This is a genomic window from Rhodopseudomonas sp. (genome assembly GCF_036404135.1).
Taxonomy (GTDB): domain Bacteria; phylum Pseudomonadota; class Alphaproteobacteria; order Rhizobiales; family Xanthobacteraceae; genus Rhodopseudomonas_A.
This window is the reverse complement of sequence record NZ_DASWPE010000089.1, coordinates 11,454-34,176: the sequence shown is the minus strand read 5'-3', so window position 1 is coordinate 34,176 and position 22,723 is coordinate 11,454. Positions and strand designations below refer to the sequence as shown.

The 22,723-nt window shown below is 64.9% G+C and carries 18 protein-coding genes and 1 pseudogene; 4 read left to right on the top strand and 15 right to left on the bottom strand.

What is annotated here, in order from left to right; genetic code table 11:
- Window positions 1-39: 39 nt before the first annotated feature.
- On the bottom strand, window positions 40-2,070 hold the full coding sequence (locus VGC77_RS10115; RefSeq protein ID WP_331171437.1) for a hypothetical protein: 2,031 nt from the start codon (window positions 2,068-2,070) through the stop codon (window positions 40-42).
- Between the two features lie 444 nt (window positions 2,071-2,514).
- Between VGC77_RS10115 and VGC77_RS10110 the strand changes: the two genes are divergently transcribed.
- Together VGC77_RS10110 and VGC77_RS10105 are read left to right on the top strand one after the other, a co-directional pair.
- On the top strand, window positions 2,515-4,626 hold the full coding sequence (locus VGC77_RS10110) for a hypothetical protein (RefSeq protein ID WP_331171436.1): 2,112 nt from the start codon (window positions 2,515-2,517) through the stop codon (window positions 4,624-4,626).
- 88 nt (window positions 4,627-4,714) lie between these two features.
- On the top strand, window positions 4,715-6,292 hold the full coding sequence (locus tag VGC77_RS10105; protein WP_331171435.1) for a hypothetical protein: 1,578 nt from the start codon (window positions 4,715-4,717) through the stop codon (window positions 6,290-6,292).
- A 22-nt stretch (window positions 6,293-6,314) separates the two neighbouring features.
- Here the strand turns inward: VGC77_RS10105 and VGC77_RS10100 are convergent, their stop codons facing one another.
- Window positions 6,315-7,622 carry an HlyD family type I secretion periplasmic adaptor subunit gene (locus VGC77_RS10100; protein ID WP_331171434.1) on the bottom strand — a complete coding sequence of 436 codons (1,308 nt, stop codon included), beginning with the start codon at window positions 7,620-7,622 and terminating at the stop codon, window positions 6,315-6,317.
- Complete coding sequence (locus VGC77_RS10095; RefSeq protein ID WP_331171433.1) at window positions 7,619-9,391, bottom strand: type I secretion system permease/ATPase; 1,773 nt, start codon at window positions 9,389-9,391, stop codon at window positions 7,619-7,621. Before VGC77_RS10095 ends, VGC77_RS10100 begins: the two co-directional genes overlap by 4 nt.
- A 406-nt stretch (window positions 9,392-9,797) precedes the next feature.
- On the opposite strand from VGC77_RS10095, the gene VGC77_RS10090 reads away from it, so the two are divergent.
- Entirely contained in the window at window positions 9,798-10,133 is a 336-nt protein-coding gene (locus tag VGC77_RS10090) for a hypothetical protein (RefSeq protein WP_331171432.1), read from the top strand.
- 89 nt (window positions 10,134-10,222) lie between these two features.
- Here VGC77_RS10090 and VGC77_RS10085 read toward each other — a convergent pair whose 3' ends face one another.
- The 5 genes from VGC77_RS10085 to VGC77_RS10065 form a co-directional block, all read right to left on the bottom strand.
- The gene (locus VGC77_RS10085; protein WP_331171431.1) at window positions 10,223-10,357 is read right to left on the bottom strand and encodes a hypothetical protein; all 135 of its coding nucleotides are present in this window, start codon (window positions 10,355-10,357) and stop codon (window positions 10,223-10,225) included.
- A 104-nt stretch (window positions 10,358-10,461) separates the two neighbouring features.
- Complete coding sequence (locus VGC77_RS10080) at window positions 10,462-11,301, bottom strand: ABC transporter ATP-binding protein (protein ID WP_331171430.1); 840 nt, start codon at window positions 11,299-11,301, stop codon at window positions 10,462-10,464.
- Window positions 11,302-11,526: 225 nt separating this feature from the next.
- Window positions 11,527-12,807: an ABC transporter substrate-binding protein gene (locus VGC77_RS10075; protein WP_331171429.1), complete on the bottom strand. Its 1,281-nt coding sequence runs from the start codon at window positions 12,805-12,807 to the stop codon at window positions 11,527-11,529.
- 50 nt (window positions 12,808-12,857) lie between these two features.
- Complete coding sequence (locus VGC77_RS10070) at window positions 12,858-13,931, bottom strand: branched-chain amino acid ABC transporter permease (protein ID WP_331171428.1); 1,074 nt, start codon at window positions 13,929-13,931, stop codon at window positions 12,858-12,860.
- 5 nt (window positions 13,932-13,936) lie between these two features.
- Window positions 13,937-14,830, bottom strand: a complete 894-nt coding sequence (locus tag VGC77_RS10065; RefSeq protein ID WP_331171427.1) for a branched-chain amino acid ABC transporter permease — start codon at window positions 14,828-14,830, stop codon at window positions 13,937-13,939.
- Between the two features lie 158 nt (window positions 14,831-14,988).
- Between VGC77_RS10065 and VGC77_RS10060 the strand changes: the two genes are divergently transcribed.
- Window positions 14,989-15,354: an endonuclease domain-containing protein gene (locus VGC77_RS10060; protein ID WP_331171469.1), complete on the top strand. Its 366-nt coding sequence runs from the start codon at window positions 14,989-14,991 to the stop codon at window positions 15,352-15,354.
- A 401-nt stretch (window positions 15,355-15,755) separates the two neighbouring features.
- On the opposite strand, the pseudogene VGC77_RS10055 reads toward VGC77_RS10060, so the two are convergent.
- The 7 genes and pseudogenes from VGC77_RS10055 to VGC77_RS10025 form a co-directional block, all read right to left on the bottom strand.
- A pseudogene (locus VGC77_RS10055) lies at window positions 15,756-16,229 on the bottom strand (long-chain fatty acid--CoA ligase); the annotation flags it as partial.
- Between the two features lie 182 nt (window positions 16,230-16,411).
- Window positions 16,412-17,242: an ABC transporter ATP-binding protein gene (locus tag VGC77_RS10050; RefSeq protein ID WP_331171426.1), complete on the bottom strand. Its 831-nt coding sequence runs from the start codon at window positions 17,240-17,242 to the stop codon at window positions 16,412-16,414.
- 260 nt (window positions 17,243-17,502) lie between these two features.
- Window positions 17,503-18,780 (bottom strand): sensor domain-containing phosphodiesterase, encoded by a 1,278-nt coding sequence (locus VGC77_RS10045; protein ID WP_331171425.1) that lies wholly within the window; start codon window positions 18,778-18,780, stop codon window positions 17,503-17,505.
- Window positions 18,781-19,006: 226 nt separating this feature from the next.
- A complete protein-coding gene (locus VGC77_RS10040; RefSeq protein ID WP_331171424.1) occupies window positions 19,007-19,702 on the bottom strand; it encodes an ABC transporter ATP-binding protein in 696 nt (231 codons plus the stop codon).
- Entirely contained in the window at window positions 19,702-20,448 is a 747-nt protein-coding gene (locus VGC77_RS10035) for an ABC transporter ATP-binding protein (RefSeq protein ID WP_331171423.1), read from the bottom strand. The genes VGC77_RS10040 and VGC77_RS10035 overlap by 1 nt, the downstream gene beginning before the upstream one ends.
- Entirely contained in the window at window positions 20,445-21,746 is a 1,302-nt protein-coding gene (locus VGC77_RS10030; RefSeq protein ID WP_331171422.1) for a branched-chain amino acid ABC transporter permease, read from the bottom strand. The genes VGC77_RS10035 and VGC77_RS10030 overlap by 4 nt, the downstream gene beginning before the upstream one ends.
- Complete coding sequence (locus VGC77_RS10025; protein WP_331171421.1) at window positions 21,743-22,690, bottom strand: branched-chain amino acid ABC transporter permease; 948 nt, start codon at window positions 22,688-22,690, stop codon at window positions 21,743-21,745. The genes VGC77_RS10030 and VGC77_RS10025 overlap by 4 nt, the downstream gene beginning before the upstream one ends.
- Window positions 22,691-22,723 lie beyond the last annotated feature (33 nt).

The following is a 22,723-nucleotide window of genomic DNA, read 5'->3' as shown; positions in this document are numbered from 1 at the left end:
TAATGAAATGCGGGATCTGTTTGTCGAGTGATCGCCGCCCTAATTCTGCGCCGCGTGTTTCGGCAGATCGACGATGGCGCGTAAGCCGTCCCAATCGGTCGGGCCGCCGGTGATCTTCAGTGACGGCGCGGGCGGCGAGTAGACGCCAAATCCGATCCGGATCGGCGTTGTGTGATTGAGCTGCGGGATCGGGAAACGCTCGATCCATTCGGTCACCGCGGCGCTGTCGGCGCAGCCCGAACACAGCGGCCGGTCCAGCCCGCCGACGATCCCGTTGGCGTCGATGAGATGGAAGAACATCGCTTCTGCGGGCAGCGGCGGCCCGGTCCGGCGCAACGCCAATTCCGCGATCAACTGGTCGCCGGATTGGCGGAAATTCACAGCCGTGACGGCATATTGATGTCCGAACAGCAGTCCTGAGGGCGGAGTGCCAGGCGGCTGCCGCGAGGTGATTTCGACGTTCGGGAACGGCGGCCGTAGCAGAAAGAAGCGGCTGCCATCGGGCTGGGTGGCGTGCAGTTCGGTCTTGCTGAAGCCCTTGCTCACCATGGCGGCGATCACCTCGGATGAAAACCGGCCGAGAAATTCCGGGTCGTAGGGCGGCGACTTATACAAGAGCGCACCGCCATAGGCGGTCTGCTCCGCGGAGTTTTCGATGTCCGCCGCCGTCAGCCGGGGAAATGACTGGAACGGAAATCCGGTCCAGGATCGGCCGTTGCCGCGCAGCAGGCTGACGAAATTGAACAGCGCGGCGTGAAAGGCCGGACTGCCGCCGAGCTGATAGATCGGCCCGCCGGTGGTCAGCGTTTCGGTCTCCGCGACGATCTCGGCGACGTGCCAGTCGCGGCGGTCGGGCGACGGCGGCGCCATTTCGAGCGGGTAACGCGACAACGGAAGTCGCATCGCCTCGGGCAACAGCGCTGCGACCAGGGCGGCGTTGATCAGCGGTGCGAGCAGGCTGGCGCCGATCAGCACGCGGCTCGCGCGGCTCCGCGCCGTCCACAGCAGGCCGAGGCCGAGGCCGGCGCCGAGAAACAGCGGGCCGTAGCCCGGATAGGCGTAGCGCTCGTCCTTGAAATTGCTCAGCGCCACGATGGCCAGCGGCAACACGAATCCTGCCGCCGTCATCGCAAGGAACAGCAGCCTTGGCGCGGCTCTGCAGATCAGGCCGTAGCCGACCGCCGCCGAGAGCGCCAGCGCGCACAGCAGGAATTCGTAGCCGTTGAGCAGGCGCCAGATGAAGCGCAAGGCGCCGATCGGATCGCCCGCGCCGCCTTTGGCGTATACCGCAGCGACGCCGGCGGAGCTCAAGAAGCGGGTGGTTTCGAGCACCGCACGCCAGTTGATGACATAGGATGGAGCGGCCAGCAGCAGGCTCGGCAGCGCGATCAGCGCCAGACCGATCAGGATTTCACCGGCGGCTCGGCGTTGCGTCCATCGCCACAGGATCGGCAGCGCCGGCCCGATCAGAAACGCCGGCGCAGTGACCTTGGCGAGCACGCAGCCCAGCACCGCGGCGCCAAACAGCAGCGCCCAACGCCGGCTGCCGGATTGGAAGTAGCGCAGCCCCGCCGCATAGCCGAGCAGCACAAAAGTGATCAGCGGAAACTCGATCAGGAAGGTATTGGAGAGATATTGCGTCGCCGGGTAGATCGCGAACAGCAGGCAACCAAGAAAACCCGAAATCGCCGCCGCGGGCGCCGACAGGCCGAGCACGGACATGCCGAGGGTCTTGGTGGCGTCGTAGAGCGCAAAGATCGCCAAAGGCCAGAACAGAACGAAGATCGCAATGGCAGCGTCGGGGGAGGGACCGAACAGCAAGAAGCCGGGCAAGGTGAGCAGGCTTGGCAGACCGCCGCGGCCGGGGTCGACGGTGAGATAGGCGTGGATGAAATTCGACAGCGATCCGGAGAGCAGCGCCTTGTATTCGATCAGCCCTGCCAGCAGGTAGGAGGACTCGTCGAATTTCGGCGGTCTTTGGTCGAGCGCTTGCCAACGCCAGAACAATAGCGCGCAGCAAAGCGCCAGCAACGCCGTGGCACCCGCCGCCGAGATCGCCGGGCGGATCACAGCTTTTGGGACTGCTTGGAGACGAACCATTACCGCCTTGCCATCGCTGGATCAGCGAATCTGCGCGCGTTTCAGATAGCGCATTGCCGGTCGCGTGCAAAGTGCGGGTTGTGCGCGCCGTCGTGGCGCAGAGCTGCCCAACCGTCGAGATGGGGCTGCTCAACGGCACGGCGCGCCTCGCGTGGTTCGCGCTAATCATGACCGCGGCGAATCCGTGGTTGCTCGGCGCGGCGATGTCCGCCCGCGCGACCGTGGCCTCGCGAAATATAGGGAAATGGCCGCCGCCGCGATTGGGAAATTTGCGCCGGCCGCGCGCCCGGTAAACGTTGCACATTGATTTTTGCGCATGTATGCCGTGCGTAGCTTTCCCGAAAAGCGCCGATCGTGCGGGCGCGGTGCGCGCGTTTCGGCAGTGCAGCGGCGGCGAGCGGAGGAATTGGGTTGATGTCAGGCCCGTTGGCCGATGCGGCAGGCCGGGACGCCGGCTTCGGTCGTCTGCAGTTTTCCGCACAGCCGCGGACCGGCTCCGCCCGCTGGGCCGCGGCGCTGCTCGCGGTGGTGTTCGCGGCGCTGTTCGTCCGCTGGCAGATGCTCGACCGGGCGCCGCCGGAGTGGGACGAGGCGATGTATCTGCTCGACGGCCTCGGCGAGTATCAGGCCGCCAAAAGCGGCGGGCTGCTGGCGTTTTATCACGCCTTTCTCACCACCAATCCCGGCCGCGTTGGCCTGTTGGCATTGATCGCGCAGCCCGGTTTCTGGCTGTTCGGCCCGTCGGCCGATGCCGCCATCGCGCCGTTCGCCGTGCTGTGCCTGCTGGCGGTGTGGGCGTTTTATGATTTTACCTACCATCTGGCCAAGCACGGTCTCGGCTTTGGCGACCGCCAGGCCGGGCTGGCCGGCGTGGCCGCGGCGCTATTTTTCGTGCTGTATCCGGCGACCGGCTATCAGTCCAACAAGTTTCTCGCCGAGTTTCCTTTAGTGGTCAGCGTTGCGGTGCTGAACGCCGCGGCGATGCGCTATTTTCTGCGCGGCGGCTCGCTGTGGGCGCTGGCGCTCGGCGCCAGCATCACCGCCGGCTTCCTGGCCAAGATTACTTTCCCGGCGCTGGCGATCGTCGCCGCGGGCCTGGTGCTGGCGCGATGGTGGCCGAGCCGCGATTGGCGCCGGGCGGCCACCGAAGCTGTGCTGATTGTCGCCCTGCCGTTGCTGGTGGTGGCGCCGTTTCTGATCCGCAATTTTCATACGATCGTCGAGCAGACCCGCTTCCTGGCCTCGGCACAGCTCGCCAGCGTTTACGGGTTTGGCGGCGCGCTGGATCTGCGCAGCTCGTTTCTGTTCGTGTTCGGACTGGCGCATCAGTACGAATTCCTGCTGCTCAACCTGCTGGCGCTGGCCGCCGTCGGGATCTGCGGGCTCAGTCGCAGCTCGTCGTTGAAATGGCTGGCGCTGCTGGCGGCGGGATATCTGGTGCCGCTGTCGATCGTGGCGTTCAGCAACTTCAAGATCGAACGCTACGCCTATCCCGGCGAGGTGACGCTGTTCTGTCTCGCCGGATTAGGGCTGGTCGCGCTGTGCCGCGGACGGATTGCGGTCGCCGCGTGCCTGCTGGTGGCGCTGTCGATCGTGCCGGGCATCAAATACGCGATCGCCAACAACCTGCTTGCACCGAGCGCGAGAGGACTGGTCGCCTGGAGCTACAGCCACGGTCGGATCAATGAACGTTACTCGATCCTGCCGCTGGAACCGGCCCGGCGCGACGACATCGCGGAATTGATCCGCGAGGTCGACCGCAACGCCGGCGCCGGCCCGGTGATCCTGCTCGGCGGCGCGCCGGATTTCCAGGGCGCGCTGTTGACGTTCCAATCCCGGCTGCAGGGCACCGACCGCATTTACACGACCTTCGCCACGTGGATGACGGACGGAGACGCAGCGCAGCGCAACATGCTGGAGTTCGTCAAGAGCGTCGCGCCGGCCGCGTTGTTGTACAAGACCCCGCCCTATGAGCCGGCGTTTCTCGGCAGGCTGGTTCCGGAGACGGTCGAGCTGCTATTGCGTGGTGGCGGCTATCGGAAGATCGACCTCGCGGTGACGCAGCCCAATGGCAGCCGTTTCATGCTGCTGGTTCCCGGTCACGACGACGGCGGCGGGCAGGCGGCGCCCACGCCCGCGCCGGCGCCGTTGCGTTATGGCGGCCGCTACGAATCGACGCTGCCGGAATTCGCGCGCGATGGAGAGAGGCTGATCGTAAAAATGCTGTTCCGCCGGATCGGGCCGCCGATCCCGGCAGAGACGATTTTCTTTCACGTGCTGGACGATGCCGGCAACATCATCGGCAATCTCGACCGCGCCTTCTGTCAGCAATGTGCCGATCCGGCCAAGGTTCAGGTGCGCGAGCAGCGCTTCGTGATCCAGCCCGACGTGCTGGCGCGGGCCAAGCGGATCGGGTTCGGCGTTTACTCCGCCGAAGCCGGCAGCGTGCCGCTGGCGACCGAGGGCGGCGCCACGGATTGGGATGGCCACCGCCTGGTGCTGGCCATTCCCGAACCAATCCGATGACAGATCCGCGATGACAGTTTCGCGTTCCGCGGCCGACAGCCGCCACAACGACGGCTTTGGATCGTCACCACAATGGGGGCCTCGCAATTTGACAACCCGGGTATTTCTCGCGCTGCTGACGCTTGCGCTGCTGTTGATCGTCGGTCTGTACGTCTCGGCGTCGCACCTGAACAACGATGATATCGTGTTCAACACCGGCTATTTCGACGACCTCAAGGCGTTGCCGCTGCCGCAGCGGCTGTGGCTGCTGCTGTCCAATGGCGACGTCGGCCGCGGCCAATTCCGCACCTATGGTCTCGCCCGGGTCATCCAGTATCTCGAAATCGAAGCGCTGGGGCGCAGCCCGCTGGCGGTGTATGGCAGCATCGTCGCGCTGCAATTGGCGAGCGCCGCGGCACTATATTGGGCGCTGACGCGGCTCGTTGCGGATTCGCTGGCGCGATTGCTGATCGCGGTGATCTGGTTCGGCAATCCCTTCGTACTGCTGATCTCGCACACCTTTCATCACTACCTCTACACGGTCGGCCCATTCCTCTTCCTGTTCATCTGGATCGGCCTGGCGCTGAACCGGCCAAAGACCCCGTGGGTGATCGGCGCCGCGCTGTTGAACGCGGCATGGCTGATGGGGGAGGCCGCGATCCCGAGCATCTACCTGCTGTTGCTGCTCGGCATCGTCGGCGCCGAGCGAAAGCGGCCGTTCCTTTATCAGTTGGCGGCGGTGTCGTTGCTGCTCGCGGCCTATATCGTGTATCAGCGCTCGGTGCTGTATGATCCGACGCTGTCGCGCTGGACCTTCGTCGCGCCGGCGTCGTTTGATGACGCCTGGTATCGGGCGATCCACGTGTTCGACCGCATCTTCCACGATGGCCGCGCCAGCGTCGGGCTGGACTATCGGGATTTCGACATGCCGGGCGGGTTGGTCGCCGGCATGGAGATCTACAGTAATCCATTGTTCTGGGGTGCGCTTATTGCGCTGGGCGGCGTCGCGCTGTGGTTGCCCCGGCAGCCGGGCCGGATCGCCGCCACGCCCCTGATCGCCGCGCTGTTGTTCGCGGCCAGCACGTTCTCGCTGTATTTTCTGCTTTACGTCGCCACCGGCGCGCCACCCTTCACGCTGCGCTACATGCCTCCGGTCGGCGCCGTGCTGGTGGTGACGCTGGTTCTGCTGCTCGGCAGCCTGCTGCGGCGGCCGCGGCTGGTGGCGGCATTGAGCTGCGTGGTGCTTTTGTGCATCACCACGCTCGGCCTGTGGTCGCTCAGGCAGAGCGTCGACGCCGATTTCAACGACAAGGTCGGCCGGCTGATCGCCGCCAGGCAGCAGGGCAAGACCGCGGTGCTGATCTACAACCAGTTGCCGGAGATCGGCGTGCCGCGCGTCAGCGGCAACTATCCGGCGCTGGGATCGCCCTACGAATCCGCGGTCAATCATCCGCTGGCGGTGATGTGGACCACCCACTATTATCTGTGGCTGGTGCTGGGCTTTCAGGCGATCGGGTCGGACTACAAGGAGATCGACGCCGACAGCATCGATCTGATGTATGGGCCGTCGGCGGTGCGGGTGAAGAAGTCCGATCTGGTGATCGTCGGCATGGAGCCGTCACCCTATCCGGTGTATCGCCCGAATTTTGTCTGGTATCGCGACTGGGACGAGTTTCTCAAGCGCTGACGCTGTCACGCGGGCGAGCCGGTCACTTTTCCCGGAAGGCGTGGGCGATCTGGTCGTTCAGCGGCTTGGTCAAAAAGCTCATCACGGTGCGCGGCGTGGTCTGCACGAAGGCTTCGACAGGCATGCCCGGGATCAGCTTCAGCCCGCCGAGCCGTTTGATTTCGTCCTCCGGCACACCGATCCGCAGCGTGTAGTAGCGGCTGCCGTTCTTCTGGTCCTCGCTGACGTCGGCCGAAATCTGCTTCACGCTGCCGATCAGCTCCGGAACGCTACGCTGGCTGAACGATGAAAAGCGGATCAGCGCGAGCTGGTCGAGCTCGACCTGGTCGATATCCTGCGGCTGTAGTCGGACCTCGACGCTGAGCATGTCCTTGTTGGGGACGATCAGCATTATCTGCTCGCCGGCGGAAATCACCCCGCCGACGGTATGGATGCTGAGCTGCAGCACGCGCCCGGCCTGCGGCGCGCGGATGTCGATCCGCCGCAGCAGGTCCTCGGCGGCGACCTTCTTCTCCACCAGTTCGGCGATCTTGCCGCGGATGTCGGCGAGGTCCTTGCCGACCTCGGTGCGCATGTCCTGATCGATCTGCAGGATCTGGATTTCGGTTTCGGTGATCTTGCCTTTCGACTGCGCGATCGAGGCTAGAAGCTGGCCGCGTTCGCCGTCCAGCCGTTCCTTTTCGCGTTCCAGCGTGGTGACGCGGGTATAGGGCACCAGGTTCTGTTTCCAGAGCCGGTCGACGCCTTCCAGTTCCTTGATGATCCATTCGCTCTGCTTGAGCTTGGAGCCGATCTGAGCCTCGTAGCCGGCGATCTCCTCGCGCAATTGCGCGACGCGTTCGCGAAGCTGCGAGCGCTGGCCGTTGCGGGTCTGGCGGCGGACCTCGAACTGGGTGCGCTCACCGCGGATCGCCTTGGCGACGTCGGGGCTGCCGATCCGATCCAGCAGGCCGGGCGGGAACGCGACGACGTCCTCGCCGTCGCGTTCGGCCTCCTCGCGGGCTTGCCGAGCCGCCAGTTCGTCCAGCGCCTTGGTGATGATCGCGACGTTGGCGCGGGTCTGGGTTTCGTCGAGGCGCAGCAGGATATCCCCGGCGTCGACGAGGTCGCCTTCCTTGACCCGAACCTCGCCGACCACGCCGCCGGTCGGGTGCTGGACCTTCTTGACGTTGGAATCCACCACCAGCAGGCCCTGCGCGATCACGGCGCCGGAGAATTCCGTTGTCGTCGCCCAGCCGCCGAGGCCGAAAATCAGCACGCCGGACGCGATCCCGGCCGCCCAGATGTGCCGGGTGAGCGAACCCCTGATATTGGCGAGGGGCGTGGTCATCGTCCCGGCATTTCGTTACGGATGCGCCAGCCGGCGGCCGCCGCGGCGGCCGGGGGCGTCGCGGGCGGTGGTGTCGGGGCGACGCGACGGACCATCCTGGACAGAATCTCGTCTTTCGGCCCGATCGCCTGGCAGCGGCCTTGCACCATGACCATCACGGTATCGAGGCTCGCCAGCGCGTTCGGCCGATGCGCCACTACGATCACGATGCCGCCGCGCTGCCGCACGCCGAGGATGGCGCCGCTCAGCGCCTCCTCTCCCTCGGCATCAAGGTTGGAGTTCGGCTCGTCCAGCACCACCAGGAACGGATCGCGGTACAGCGCCCGCGCCAATGCGATGCGCTGGCGTTGGCCGGCCGACAGCGCGCTGCCGTTCTCGCCGATGTCGGTATCGTACCCCTTTGGGAGACTCACGATCAGCTCGTGGACCCCGGCGCAATGCGCGGCGGCCACGATCTTGGCGGGGTCGGGGGCGGGCTCGAACCTCGCGACGTTTTGCGCGATGGTTCCGGCGAGCAGTTCGACGTCCTGCGGCAGATAGCCGATGTGCTGGCCCAACACCTCGGGCGTCCACTGATCGAGCGCCGCGCCGTCGAGCCGGATGGTGCCGCGCGCCGCCGGCCAGATCCCGACAAGCAAGCGCAGCAGCGAGGATTTGCCGCCGCCGCTCGGGCCGATGATGCCGAGACCGGCGCCTTTCTCCAGCCGAAACGAGACGTCCTGAACCACCAGCCGGCTATCTGCCGGCGGCGTGGCGCTGACCCTGTCGGCCTCGAAGCTGGCGCAGGGCGCCGGCAGGCCCATCTGCGGTGCCGGCTCCGGCAGCTTCGCCAACAGCTTGTTGAGGCGTTTCCAGCTCTGCCGGGTCGAGACGAAGTTCTTCCAATGCGCGATCGCCAGATCGATCGGCGCCAGCGCGCGACCGCCGATGATCGAGCCGGCGATGATCACCCCGGCGGTGGCCTCCTGGCGGATCACCAGCCAGGCGCCGATCCCCAGCATGGCGGATTGAATGACCATCCGCGTCGTCTTCGACACCGCCCCGAAGCCGCCGCTGATGTCATTGGCCTGCTGCTGCGCGTCCAGATACTGCACGTTGCCGGTGTTCCACACCGAAGTGATCCGCGCCGTCATTCCCATCGCATGCAGCACCTCCGCGTTGCGCCGCGACGCCTCTGCGATCGCGTTGCGCCGCACCGCCAGCTCGGTGGCGGCGCGCGCCGGCTCGGTGGTCAGCCGATCGGTCAGGTAGGTCAGCGCGATCAGAAACAGCACGCCGAGCAGCGCGGCGACGCCGATCCAGACGTGGAACAGAAAGCAGATGCCGAGATAGATCGGCAGCCAGGGCAGGTCGAGAAACGCCACCGGCCCGGCGCTGGACAGGAAGCTGCGCAGCTGGTCGAGATCCCGCAGCGGCTGCAGGCCGTCGCCGGCGCCGCGCGACGTCAGCGAGATCCTGGACAGCAGGCCGAACACCCGCGTGCTCAGATCCTGGCCGACGTAGCGCCCGATCCGGATCAGCATCCGCGAGCGTAGCAGGTCCAGCAGCGCCTGAAATCCGAACAGCAGGCCGGCCAGGATCGACAGCCCGGCCAGCGTCGGCAGGCTGCGGCTCGGAATCACCCGGTCGTAGACTTCCAGCATGTAGAACGAGCCGGTGAGATAGAGCAGGTTGATCAGTGCGCTGACCGCGCCCAGCGCCCACGGCGCGGCGGCGCAGGCAAATAGCGCCACCTGCAATTCATCCCGGCGGAATCGCTTCGAAATCATGTTTCGCGGCCATTCGGACGTGATCAAATGGAAAAAGAAATTGCTGCCAGTCAATCCATGGTCGAACGAACGATGCTGAAAGCTAGCGCATCCGGCAATAAAGCCAAGTCCCTTCGCGGGGCGGCGCCTTCTGCCGACCGCCGGGCCGCTGATGTTGAACTATTGGCCTGTCGCAGCGCCGCCGCGCGGTGCCCTGCGGCCTTGTCGCGGCAGTCGGATGTGTTAAATTCCCCACGTAGCACGCCGTCGGCCGAATCACCCGGTAGGTACCTGCAATCATTCATGTTTAAAGATTGTCGAAGGTTTTTGTCGACGTCGGGCCTTGGATCATTGTCGTTTGATCATTGTCGGGCCAACACCTGAATCACCGGAGTATTGTGCGCTAGCGAACTTAGGATAAGTTTCTATGTCAGACCCGACCTACGTGGAAGATGACGTCAACGAGGACGGCGCGATCGTCGAGGCGTTCGCAAAGTTGATATTTGAGAATGCCAGGGCTCTTGCGAAGGCGCCGGTCGCCGCGATCATGAGCGCGTTTACCGTTGCCGTGCTTAGCGGGTCGCTTGCCAAGGGGGTTTTCGTCGGCGTCATCTGCCTGTTCGCGTCGCTGTTCAATACCTGGCGGCGGTTCATTGAGCCGATCAGCTTCTGGTTTTTTCTCATCTCCATCGCTTTCTGGTGCGACCCCGACATCGTCAACGACATCAAGCTGGCGCTGGCCTGGACGAAAATCGCATCCTGAACATTCCGGGCTGTCACCAGCCGGGCCTTCGGCGCGCCGACAGGCCGGATGACGAGGGATGTCGCATCCGGCCTTCGCGGATAGTCCGCTCAAAATGCGAACGCGATCTGCACCGGCGCGGCGGCGCGCAATGTCATCCCGCCGGACACCGCAGCGGCAAAAAGAAACGCAGCCATAGCTAGGGGAATGGCGAGCAATCTGAGTACTTCCGTTGACGGACGCATGGCCATCTCCTGGAGAGTCAACCCGGTTGAAGCCTGCATAATTATGGTTAACGCGCGCTTAACGCGGGTATTGATACGCGCCCACTACCAGCCGATCAGCCCGCCTATAGCCAGCGCTTCCGACGCTTGAAGCTCTTGAGATTCTTGAAGCTCTTGCGCTGGTCGCCGGCGCCGCCGAGATAGAATTCCTTGACGTCCTCATTGTCGCGCAACTCATCGGCCGAGCCGTCGAGTACTACCTTGCCCTGTTCCATGATGTAGCCGTGGCTCGCCACCGACAGCGCCGCGCGGGCGTTCTGTTCGACCAGCAGGATGGTGACGCCGAGGTCGCGGTTGATCTGCTTGATGATCGCAAAGACTTCCTTGACCAAGAGCGGCGACAGCCCCATCGAAGGCTCATCCATCAGGATCATCTTCGGCCGCGCCATCAGCGCCCGGCCGATCGCCAGCATCTGCTGCTCGCCGCCGGAGAGATAGCCGGCAAGGCCGGTGCGCTCCTTCAGCCGCGGGAAGTAATTATAGACCATCTCGATGTCGGCGCCGATCCCATTGTCGTTGCGGGTGAAGGCGCCGAGCCGCAGATTTTCCAGCGAGGTCATGTCGGAGATGATGCGGCGGCCCTCCATCACCTGGAAGATGCCGCGGCGCACGATTCTGTCGGGATCGATGCCGTCGATCCGCGCGCCGTCGAACACGATCTCGCCGCGCGTGACCTCGCCGTCCTCGGTCTTCAACAGGCCGGAGATCGCCTTCAGCGTGGTGGATTTGCCGGCGCCGTTGGCGCCGAGCAGCGCCACGATGGCGCCCTGCGGCACTTCCAGGCTCAGCCCGCGCAGCACCAGGATGACGTCGTCATACACCACCTCGATGTTCTTGACGCTGAGGAGGGGGGCGATGGCCACAGTGGGAGCGGGATGGATGTCTGGTTGCACAATCGTCTGCACGGCGAAACCTCCGGATGCGACTTCTTTCCCTCCCCTTGCGGGGAGGCTGGCCCGGCGAGCGAAGCGAAGCCGGGTCGGGTGGGGGTTGCAATTGTCACAGTGCTTACGGCACCCCCAACCCCGGCCTCCGCTTTCGACGATGCTGCGCATCGTCGTCGCCCGGCCGACCCTCCCCGCAAGGGGGAGGGAGCCATTGTCGGCTTCGCTAAAGTAAGCAGTTTTCAATCACCACCCCGCCCATTCCGCTTTGCGCGGCAGGTCGATGGTCGTGACTTTTTCGAGCTTCACGGTGCCCTTCTTGATCAGATCGTTGAGGTCGCCATCGGTCGGCCCCGAGACGCGAGAGCGATACAGGTTCACAGTCAGCGTGCCGCGGTGGTCCTTGTCGGTCCAGGTCGAGGGATTGCATACGCCTTCCATCCCGGCCGGCACCCAGTCCTTCTTCTGATAGAATCCCTTGGCGACGTTCTCGCCGGTGGCACCGCCATTCGCCGCGGCCCAGTCCAGCGCCTCCTTCATGTACAGCGCGCTGCAGATCCCGGCGAGGTAATGCACCGGCCGATAGACGTTGCCGGTCGGGTCGGAGATCCTGGAGATCTCCTGCACGGTCTTGATGCCGGGCGCGTCGCCGCCCCAGCCGACCGCGGTGCGCAGCGGGAAGATCACGCCGTCGGCGGCGTCGCCAGCGGTCTTCGCGGCGTTCTCGTCCATGCCCCAGACATTGCTCATGAACTGCACGTCGACCCCGGCGGCCTTGCAGGCCTTCATCACCGAGATGTTGGAGGCCGCGGTGTTGCCGAGATAGGCGTAGTTGGCGCCGGCGCTTTTCAGGCTGAGGCATTGCGCGCTGTAATCGCCCGGCGACAGCGCGAACACCAAAGGCGGCAGCACCTCGAAGCCGAGCTCGGTCGCCATCGCTTCGCCGGCGGCCTTCGGCGCGTTGGGGTAGGGGTGGTTGGCGCCCATATGCACGAATTTCGGCTTGCCGGGCTTGCCCTTGGCCTTCCAGTCCTCCGCGGCCCAGCTCAATTCGGCGCGCAGCGCGTCGGAATAGGACGGACCGTAGAAGAAATTATACGGCGCCGGCTTGGCCTTGCCGCTCAGGCCGACGGGATCGGTCAGTGCCGCGGCGTAGGAGCCCGACAGGTCGGGGATCTTGTCGTTGGCGAGGAAGCCGGTCAGCGCCTCGGTGTCCGCGGTGCCCCAGCCCATGATCGCCGCCACCTTGTCGCCGCCGGACCATTTCTTGTACAGCGCGATCGCGCGCGGCACCTGATAGCCGTAATCGTTGGTGTCGACGTTGAGCTGCTTGCCGGCGACGCCGCCGTGCTTGTTGACCCAGGCGAAAGTGTCGGCGACGCCCTGGCCGTAGGGGGTGCCGACGTCGGAGGTGCCGCCGGAATAATCGGCGAGGTGGCCGATCGCGATCTGCGCCTGCGCGCCGGCCGCCGCGCTGCCGATCAACAGCGCCAGCGAGGCTGCGCCCAACAAGGATTTCATCGTCATGGTGTTTCCTCCGATGGTTTTCTCTTATTGTATCTTGGCGTCGGTCGTCCTCAATGCGAGAACGGGTAGAGTTTCCAATAGGTCTTGATCTGCCGCCAGCGATGCGCGAGCCCATCCGGCTCGAACATCAGGAACGCGATGATGATCAGCCCGATCGCGATCTCGCGCAGGAAGGTCAGGTTGTTGTTGAGCGACAGCGCGCGGTCGATCGCGCCGCCTTTCAGACCGGCGGAAATCCATTCCATCGATTCCGGCAGCAAGACGACGAAGGCGGTGCCCATCAGGCTGCCCATGATCGAGCCGGTGCCGCCGATGATCACCATGGCGAGGAAGATGATCGAGCGTTCGATGCCGAAGCCCTCGTTGGAGACGACGAGCTGGTAATGCGCGTAGAGCGCCCCCGCAATGCCGGCGAAGAAGGCGGCGAGCCCGAACGACAGCGTGCGATATTTGGTGAGGTTGATGCCCATGATTTCGGCGGAGAGATAATGGTCGCGCACCGCCACCAGCGCGCGGCCGTCGCGGCTGCGCATCAGATTGGTGACCAGCAGATAGCTCGCCAGCACATAGGCCAGCACGACGTAGAAATATTGCCGGTCGCCGCGCAGCACGTAGCCGAAGATCGAGAACGGCTGCGCCATCGCCGGCACCGAGCCGCCGGAGAACCATTCGGCGCGCGAGAAGAAATCCAGCAGAATATATTGCGCCGCCAGCGTGGCGATGACCAGATACAGCCCCTTCAGCCGCGCCGCCGGCAGGCCGAACACCAACCCGACCAATGCAGTGATCACGCCGGATAGTGGAATCGCGAAGAACACCGGGATCGGCAGAGTGTTGGAGAGATAGGCCGAGGTGAAGGCGCCGAGCAGGAAGAACGCGGCGTGGCCGATCGAAATCTGCCCGGTGAAGCCGACCAGGATGTTCAGCCCGAGTGCCGCGATGCCGTAGATGCCGATCTGGATCAGGATGCTGAGCCAATATTCCGAGAGCAGCATCGGCGCAAAGCACACCAGCACGATTCCGAGAAGCGCGGCGTTGCGGCTCATCGGGGTCGGGAAAATCGTGGTGTCGGCGGCGTAAGAGGTGCGGAAATCGCCGGCGGGAATGATCGAGGGAGAAGCCATAAGGATCAGATCCGTTCGATGTCACGTGTGCCGAACAGCCCATAAGGCTTGATCATCAGGATGATGATCAGCACGTAGAACGGCGCCACTTCGTAGAGATTGCCCCAGTGCAGATATTCGCTGTCGACATATTGCGCGAGGTTTTCGAGAAGCCCGATGATCAGCCCGCCGACCACCGCGCCGCCGATGCTGTCGAGCCCGCCGAGGATCGCCGCGGGGAACACCTTGATGCCGTAGCTGGACAGCCCCGACGACACCCCGTTGACCACCGCGACCACCACGCCGGCGACCGCCGAGACGGTGGCGGAGATCGCCCAGGCCATCGCGAACACGCTTTTCACCGAAATGCCGAGCGACTGCGCGACCTGCTGGTTGAACGCGGTGGCGCGCATCGCCAGGCCGTATTTCGAGACCTTGAAGAACCACGCCATGCCGATCATCATCGCCACCGAGACCACCAGGCTCATGACGTAGACGGTCTGGATCTGTAATCCGGCGAAGGAGACCGACTGGCTTTCGAACACCCGCGGAAACGGCTGCGGGCTGACGCCAAACATCCATTTCAGCGCCGCCTGAAACACCGTGGACAGCGCGATCGTCACCATGATCACCGAGATGATCGGCTCGCCGATCATCGGCCGCAGGATCACGACCTGCACTGCGATGCCGAAGCAGAACATGAAGGCCAGCGTGATTGGCATGCCGAGATAGAACGGCACCTGATATTTGGTTAGCAGCGTCCAGCACACCCAGGCGCCGATCAGCAAGAGTTCGCCCTGCGCGAAATTGACGACCTGCGTGGCCTTGTAGATCAGCACGAAACTCATCGCCACCACGCCATATAGCGTGCCGACCACCAGGCCGTTGACCAGGAGCTGGATCAGGAGCTGGGCGTTCATGCGGGCGAGGCTCCGGGCTGACCGAACGTTGGATTGCTGATGGTCTGAAGCAGCTTTACGCTTCTGTATTTCCACGCGTGCTGAGCTAACCTCTCCCCGCTTGCGGGGAGAGGTCGGATCATCGCGCAGCGGTGATCCGGGTGAGGGGGCGTTTCCTCATGCGAGAAGCTAAGGACGTTCAAACCGCGCGTGCCAGGCGGCTGCGACGCGCGGCGACCGAGGCCGAGAACGCGTTGTGGCATCGGCTTCGCGCGCGTGCGCTGGATGGCCACAAATTCGTCCGCCAGGAGCCGGTCGGTCCTTATACCGTGGATCTGATCTGCCGCGAACGGCGACTGATTATCGAGATCGACGGCGGGCAGCACGCCGATAACGCGCGCGACATTCGCCGCGATCAATGGTTGCGAGCGCACAATTATCGCTTGCTGCGGTTCTGGAACAACGACGTGCTGGGCAATATAAACGGCGTATTGGAAACCATCGCCGCCGCCCTTGCCGAAGCACCCCCTCACCCGGATCGCTGACGCGATCCGACCTCTCCCCGCAAGCGGGGAGAGGTGAACTTGCTGCGGCGCTCCGGGCTGTCTTTCCCCAAGCGCGGTGGAGACAAGAGACTGCTGAGGTTCAACGAACCTCTCCCCGCTTGCGGGGAGAGGTCGGCGCGGGGCCGGCGATGCGCAGCATCGTCGGCATCGGGCCGGGTGAGGGGGCGTGTCTCCCTGGGTAGTGTTAGCGGCAATGCGATATTCCTGATCGGAGCCGAGCGGAATGTCGCCCCTCTGCTGCAACCCATCATGGCCGCGTTGTCGCAATTGGCGCCCCCTCACCCGACCGGCTTCGCTGCGCTTCGCCGATCGACCTCTCCCCGCAAGCGGGGAGAGGTGGCGCCCGCGGCTGGCTTCGGTGGTTAAAACCAAGGCCCCGTTCATTCCGCCGCCTCCATCGCCACCACGTCGCGCGCAAGATCGACCACCGTGAGCCGGGTGCGGATGCGTTGCGTGGTGCCGTCCTGGAACTGGATCATCGTGTCGACCGCAATTTCCGGCGCGCCGCCGTAAATCCCTGCGATGATGTCGGCGTATTTCTCGTTGATCACGCTGCGGCGCACCTTGCGGGTGCGGGTCAGTTCGCCGTCGTCGGCGTCGAGCTCCTTGTACAGCAGCAAGAACTTGCCGATCCGCTGCGCCGGCGGCAGCGTGGCGTTGACCGCTTCGACCTCCTTGCGCAACAGCGCGTAGACCTCCGGCCGCGAAGCGAGGTCGGTGTAGGTGGTGAAGGAGATCCGCTTCTTCTCGGCCCATTTCGAGATGATCGAAAACCGGATGCAGATCATCGCGGCGAGCTGATCACGGCCGGCGCCGAGCACCACGGTCTCGCCGATGACGTCGCCGCGCTTGACGCCGAGCTCGCGCATGCCGAGCGCGAAATTCCGCACCCGCTCCTGATAGTCGGCCCAGGAGATTTCGCGCCACAGCCCAAAATCCTTTTCGCGCAGCGCGATCTCGGCGCCGTGCTCGCTGGCGTTGAGCCGCAATAGCTTCGGGTAAGTGTCGGCCTGCGCGACCCGACCCGCATAGTCCATCATGCCGCGGTCTCCGTGGTTTCGGCGACCGCCGGCGGATCGTCGGGATCGACCAATAGCTCGTCCTCTTCGCCGAGATAAGCGCGCTTGACGTGGCTGTCGGCGAGCACCGCGGCCGGCTCGCCCTCGGCGATCTTGCGGCCGAAATCCAGCACCATCACCTTATGCGAGATGTCCATCACCACGCCCATGTCGTGCTCGATCATCATCACCGTCATGCCGTATTCTTCGTTGAGGTCGACGATGTAGCGCGCCATGTCCTCCTTCTCTTCGAAGTTCATCCCGGCCATCGGCTCGTCGAGCAGGATCAGCCGCGGCTCGAGCGCCATCGCGCGGGCGAGTTCGACGCGCTTGCGTAGGCCGTAGGGCAGGGTGCCGGCGGTGGCCTTGCGCACGCTCTGCAGGTCGAGGAAGTCGATGATCTCCTCGACCTTGCGGCGATGCTCGAGCTCTTCCTGCCGCGCGCCGGTCAGCCAGTACAAGGAGCAGGTGATGAAGTTGTTTTTCAACAGATGGTGGCGGCCGACCATGATGTTGTCGAGCACGCTCATATGGTGGAACAGCGCCAGATTCTGGAAGGTGCGGCCGATGCCGAGCGAAGCGCGGGCGTTGGGCTTCAGCGCGGTGATGTCGCGGCCATGATAGAAGAGCTGGCCCTCGGTCGGGCGGTAACGGCCGGAGATGCAATTGACGATCGAGGTCTTGCCGGCGCCGTTCGGGCCGATGATTGAGAACAACTCGCCGTCGCCGACCGCGAAGCTGACATCGGTCAGCGCCCGGACCCCGCCGAAGCGCAGCGACACTGCGCGCAGCTCCAATGCGTGTTGCACGCATTCCCTCCCCTGGTTCGCTGTCGCGGCGGCGCTGCACGCGCCTGCCGTCGCAACGTCCTCGATCCGGGCGTTTCGACGCCCTTAATCACGCGGTTGATCCGCCGCCCGAGCTTACACGGTTCGAATCCGGCTCATATTCGACTATTGGGTTTGCCGATGTCAAAGCCGCCGGCCGCGACCGATATGCGCATCGGGATCGCGCGAGCTGCTGCGCCGCAGCATGCAACGCTCGTGGCAGCGCCGGCGCGCGGCGCCGGTCAGGCCGTCAAGCGGACCGCGGTCTTGCGCCGGCGGCGGCTTGTGCAGAGCGCCAGCGCCTCCTGCAGCGGCATCGGACGGCCGAGCAGATAGCCCTGCACCTTCTTCACCCCGATCGCGCGCAGCGCGTCGAGTTCGGATTGCCGCTCGACGCCTTCGGCGACGATCCGGCTGCCGGTGTCGCGGGCGAAGCCGACCAGGGCGCGGGCTAGCGCCTTGCGCGCCGGGTCGAGGTCGATGTTCTGGGTCAGGCCGATGTCGAGCTTGATGAAGTCAGGCTCCATGTTGAGGATGTGCCGCAGGCTGGAATAGCCGGCGCCGGCGTCGTCGACCGCCAGTCGCAAGCCGCGCTCGCGCAGCGGCCGCAACACGTCGATGATGGCGTCGTAGTTGCCGACCGTGGAATGCTCGGTGATCTCGACGATCAGCCGATCGAGCGGCAGGTCGGCGAACACCGTCGCGAAGTCTTTGCTGAGGATGGTGGCCGCCGAGGCGTTGACGCCAAGATCCATCGGCGCGGGAAAGCTATCGAGCGCCTGCAGCGCCTTGCGAATGGCGTGCAGTTCGAGTTCGACGCCCATGCCGACCTCGGCCGCGTCGGCGAACCACTTGTCCGGCGAGCGCAAAGGCTGCGGCGAAAACCGCGCCAGGCATTCGAAGCCGACCGGCTGCATGATGTTGGTATCCCAGATCGGCTGGTACACGATCGACATCTGGTCCCGCTCGATCACATGGCTGACCCGGCTCTGCTTGTCTCGCAGCTCGCGTTGCGCCTCCAGCTCGCAGCCGATTTCGAACGTGGCGATCTCGGCGAACGCCTTCATGGTCGCCAGGTCGCGCTCGTTGAGCGAGCGATCGGGCTGAAAGCCGATGCAGCAGAACATGCCGTAGGTCTCGCCGTTCGGCAGCTCGATCGGCACGCTAAGATGGCTGCCGACATGGCAGGCGGCGGTGATCGGCATCGCCATCGCCAGCGGCTCGGCGGAGGTGTCGGGAATCAGCTGCGGCAGCCGGCCTTCGAGAATGTGCCGGCAATAGATCTCGTCGAGCGCACGTCTGTCGCCGGGCTTGATCAGGTGCTCCAGCCCCGGCGCATCGACCACGCGAAACACCGACTGGTCGCCTTCGAACTTCGAGACATAGGCGACCTGCAGGCCGAGATGGCTGCGCACCGCCTGCAGCGCCCGCCGGATGCGGTCGCTGGCATCGCCCTCGCGTTTGACCGCTGCGAACAGCGGACTGAGCTCGGGATCGTTTCCGCTCAGGATACGGTTCATCTCGCTGGCCTCCAGAAGCTAACGCTTCATACGCTGCTCATCGGTGACCAATCAGACATGCCTGGACTCGTTCCGGCGTGCATTGTTCCATTACCAGCGTGATTAACGGGTGCTTGCCGGCGGATTGCCAAATAGGTTAACGGATTCCGCAGTGCGATGCGGGGTTCCGCGGGCTCGCCGACATCAGGCGGGGCAGCGGCCGCGCGCCTGGCCGGCCGGGCGGCGATCAGACCTCCAGCCACTCCTTGCGCACCGCGTCGTTGGCCTTGAGTTCGGCCGGCGAGCCTTCGAACACGATCCGGCCGTGCCCCATCACGTAGAGCCGATGCGAAATCCGCAGTGCGATCGAGAGTTTCTGTTCCACCAGCAGGATGGCGACGCCGCGCCGGGCGATCTCGGCGATCAGGTCGCCGACCTGCTGCACGATGATCGGCGCCAAGCCCTCGGTCGGCTCGTCGATCATCACCAGATCGGGGTCGCCCATCAGGGTGCGGCAGATCGTCAGCATCTGCTTTTCGCCGCCGGACAGCACGCCGGCGGCGGTGTCGGCGCGCGCCTTCAGGTTCGAGAACATCTCCAGCATGTCGTCGAGCCGCCACTTGCCGGGATTGCGCGGGTCCTTGACGCCGAGCATCAGATTCTGTCGCACCGTCAGCCCGGGGAAGATGTCGCGATGCTCGGGCACATAGCCCAGCCCGCGATGCGCGATCTTGTAGCTCGGCAGGCCGGCGATATCGGCGCCCTTGAAGCGGATCGAACCCACCGGCGGCACTTCGCCCATGATCGCCTTTACCGTGGTGGAGCGGCCGACGCCGTTGCGGCCGAGCAGGCTGACCACCTCGCCGGCGGCGATCTGCATGTCGACGCCCTGCAGGATGTGGCTCTTGCCGTAATAGGCGTGCAGGTCCCGGACTTCGAGCATCACGCCGCCTCCTCGCCGAGATAGGCTTCCTTGACCCTGGGATTGCCGCGGATCTCCTCCGGGGTGCCGGAGGCGATGATCTGGCCGTAGACCAAGACCGAGATGCGGTCGGCGAGGCCGAACACTACGCTCATGTCGTGCTCGACGATCAACAGCGTGCGGCCCTCGGTGAGCCGGCGGATCAGCGACACCGCGCGTTCGGTCTCGGCGTGGCTCATGCCGGCGGTCGGCTCGTCGAGCAGGATCACGTTGGCGCCGCCGGCGATGGTGATGCCGATCTCCAGCGCGCGCTGCTCGGCATAGGTCAAAAGGCCCGCCGGCACGTCGCGGCGGCCGACCAGATGGATGTCCTCGAGAATCCGCGCGGTGCGCTCGCGCACCTCCGGCAGCCTGTCGATGTTCTTCCAGAACGCGTAGCGCTGCCCGGTGGCCCACAGCACCGCGCAGCGCAGATTTTCCCACACCGTCATGTTGCCGAACACGTTGGTGACCTGGAACGAGCGCGACAGCCCGCGCCGGTTGATCTGGTAGGGCGCCAGCCCCGAAATCACCTCGTCGCGCAAAAGGATGCTGCCGGTGGTCGGCCGCATATAGCCGGAGATCAGGTTGAACAGCGTCGACTTGCCGGCGCCGTTCGGGCCGATCAGCGCGTGGCGCTCGCCCTGCGCTACCTTGAGGTCGACGTTCTGGATCACCTTGGTGATGCCGAAGCTCTTTTCGACGCCGCGCAGTTCGATGGCGCTCATGCGGCAACTCCGTTCTGGCGGGCGGCGGTGAGCGCTTCGTCCCAGGCATGGCCGACGCGGCGCCAGCTCAGCCGCGCCAGCGCGAAGCCGCCGATGATCAGCACGAGCGCGGTGGCCCAGGTCAGCGGGCTTGCGGCATTGAACGGCAGGCCGAACGGGCGGATATGCGGGTCCTCGCCGGGATTGACGGTGTAGTGCACGGTGGTTTCGATCGCCAGCATCAGGCCGACGACCATCGCCAATGTGGGCAGCAGCGCCACCGCGTAGCTCGGCAGCACCCGGGCCATGGTGCCGCCCTTGATCAGCGGCCGGTGCATCATCAACAATCCGGTTATGCCGCCCGGCGCGAACATCACCACCGCGATAAAGAACAGCCCGAAATACAATTGCCACACCGGGGTGACGTCGCTGAGGCCGAGCGACAGGAAGGTGACGAAGATCGCGCCGACGATCGGGCCGATGAAGAAGCCGATGCCGCCGATATAGGCCGCGAACAGCACGGTGCCGGACTGCACCGCGCCGAGATAGGCGGAATTGGCGATCTCGAAATTGATTGCGGCGAGCGCGCCGGCGATGCCGGCGAACAGGCCGGCGAAGCAGAACGCCAGATAGCGGACCACATGCGGATCGTAACCGACGAACTGCACCCGCTCCGGATTGTCGCGGACCGCGTTGCACATCCGGCCGAACGGCGTGCGGGTCAGCGCGTACATCGCGATCACCGCGAGCAGCGTCCAGCCCGCGACCAGATAATAGATCTGGATCTGCGGGCCGAAATTCCAGTCGAACAGCTTGAGCAGCTTGGTGCGGTTGGCGGAAACCCCGGCCTCGCCGCCGAAGAAGCTGCGCAGGATCAGCGCTGAGGAGGCGACCAGTTCGGCGAGCCCCAGCGAGATCATCGCAAAGGCGGTGCCCGAGCGCTGCGTCATCACCCAGCCGATCAAGGCGGCGAAGAACAGCCCGGTGGCGCCGCCGATCAAGGGCACCAGCGGCAGCGGGATCGGGAATCTGTGGCCGACGATGAAGTTGATGGCGTGGATGGCGAGGAAGCCGCCGAGCCCGTAATACACCGCGTGGCCGAACGACAGCATCCCGGTCTGGCCGAGCAGGATGTTGTAGGACAGCGCGAACATGATCGAGATGCCGATCAGGCTGAAGGTGGTCAGCGAGCCGCCGGAGGAGAAGATCTTCGGCAACAGCAGCAGCGTCGCCGCCACCGCGATCCAGATCAGGTAGAATTTCAGCTTGTCGGCCAGTGCCGGCGGCGGAGGGGCTGCGCTCACGGTGACGTCTCTCATGTGTCGCGGGTCCCGAGCAGGCCCATCGGGCGGAAGATCAACACCAGCACCAGCAGCAGATAGGGCATGATCGGCGCGATCTGCGCGATGGTGACGTTCCAGATGTCGCTGAGCCAGCTTTGTGCGAGGTCGGGGCTGAGCGGACCGAGCAGGCCGGCGAGCGAGCCGTTCATCGACACCGCGAAGGTCTGCAACAGGCCGATCAAGAGCGAGGCGATGAAGGCGCCGGGCAGCGAGCCGAGCCCGCCGACCACCACCACCACGAACAGGATCGGGCCGAGCAGCCCGGCCATGTTGGACTGCGTCACCAGCGCGGGACCTGCGATCACGCCGGCGACCGCGGCCAGCGCGGTGCCGACCCCGAACACCAGCATGAAGATGCGCCCGACATTGTGGCCGAGATGGCCAACCATATGCGGATGGGTCAATGCGGCCTGCACGATCAGCCCGATCCTGGTTTTCTTCAGCGCCAGCAACAGCCCCAGAAAGATGCCGACCGAGACCAACAGCATGAACATCTTGAAGGCGGGATAGTTGGTCGAGAACAGCGTGAAGGCGGGGAAGTCCAATAGCGGCGGCACCCGGAAATCCACCGGGCTCTTGCCCCAGATGATCTGCACGATCTCCTCGATGGCGAAGGCGAGGCCGAAGGTGAACAGCAGTTCGGCGACGTGGCCGTTCTTGTGCACGCGGCGCAGCCCGTAGCGTTCCACCGCGGCGCCGATCGCGCCGGCCAACAGCGGCGCGATCAGCAGCGCCGGCCAGAACCCGACCCAGCGGCTGATCTGGAAGCCGAAGAAGGCGCCGAGCATGTAGAAGCTGGCATGGGCGAAGTTCAGCACGCCGAGCATGCTGAAGATCACGGTCAAGCCGCTGGCCATCAGGAACAGCAGCATGCCGTAGAGCACGCCATTCAAGGTGGAGATGACGATCAGTTCAAGCACGGTGTTGCCTGCGATCTTGAGAATGGAGGGGCG

Excerpts from the sequence above, each read along its gene's own strand:
- VGC77_RS10110 (WP_331171436.1), top strand. The coding sequence starts at position 2,515 with ATGTCAGGCCCGTTGGCCGATGCGGCAGGCCGGGACGCCGGCTTCGGT.
- VGC77_RS10100 (WP_331171434.1), bottom strand. The coding sequence starts at position 7,622 with ATGACCACGCCCCTCGCCAATATCAGGGGTTCGCTCACCCGGCACATC.
- VGC77_RS10095 (WP_331171433.1), bottom strand. The coding sequence starts at position 9,391 with ATGATTTCGAAGCGATTCCGCCGGGATGAATTGCAGGTGGCGCTATTT.
- VGC77_RS10090 (WP_331171432.1), top strand. The coding sequence starts at position 9,798 with ATGTCAGACCCGACCTACGTGGAAGATGACGTCAACGAGGACGGCGCG.
- VGC77_RS10085 (WP_331171431.1), bottom strand. The coding sequence starts at position 10,357 with ATGCGTCCGTCAACGGAAGTACTCAGATTGCTCGCCATTCCCCTAGCT.
- VGC77_RS10075 (WP_331171429.1), bottom strand. The coding sequence starts at position 12,807 with ATGACGATGAAATCCTTGTTGGGCGCAGCCTCGCTGGCGCTGTTGATC.
- VGC77_RS10070 (WP_331171428.1), bottom strand. The coding sequence starts at position 13,931 with ATGGCTTCTCCCTCGATCATTCCCGCCGGCGATTTCCGCACCTCTTAC.
- VGC77_RS10065 (WP_331171427.1), bottom strand. The coding sequence starts at position 14,830 with ATGAACGCCCAGCTCCTGATCCAGCTCCTGGTCAACGGCCTGGTGGTC.
- VGC77_RS10060 (WP_331171469.1), top strand. The coding sequence starts at position 14,989 with ATGCGAGAAGCTAAGGACGTTCAAACCGCGCGTGCCAGGCGGCTGCGA.
- VGC77_RS10045 (WP_331171425.1), bottom strand. The coding sequence starts at position 18,780 with ATGAACCGTATCCTGAGCGGAAACGATCCCGAGCTCAGTCCGCTGTTC.
- VGC77_RS10040 (WP_331171424.1), bottom strand. The coding sequence starts at position 19,702 with ATGCTCGAAGTCCGGGACCTGCACGCCTATTACGGCAAGAGCCACATC.
- VGC77_RS10035 (WP_331171423.1), bottom strand. The coding sequence starts at position 20,448 with ATGAGCGCCATCGAACTGCGCGGCGTCGAAAAGAGCTTCGGCATCACC.
- VGC77_RS10030 (WP_331171422.1), bottom strand. The coding sequence starts at position 21,746 with ATGAGAGACGTCACCGTGAGCGCAGCCCCTCCGCCGCCGGCACTGGCC.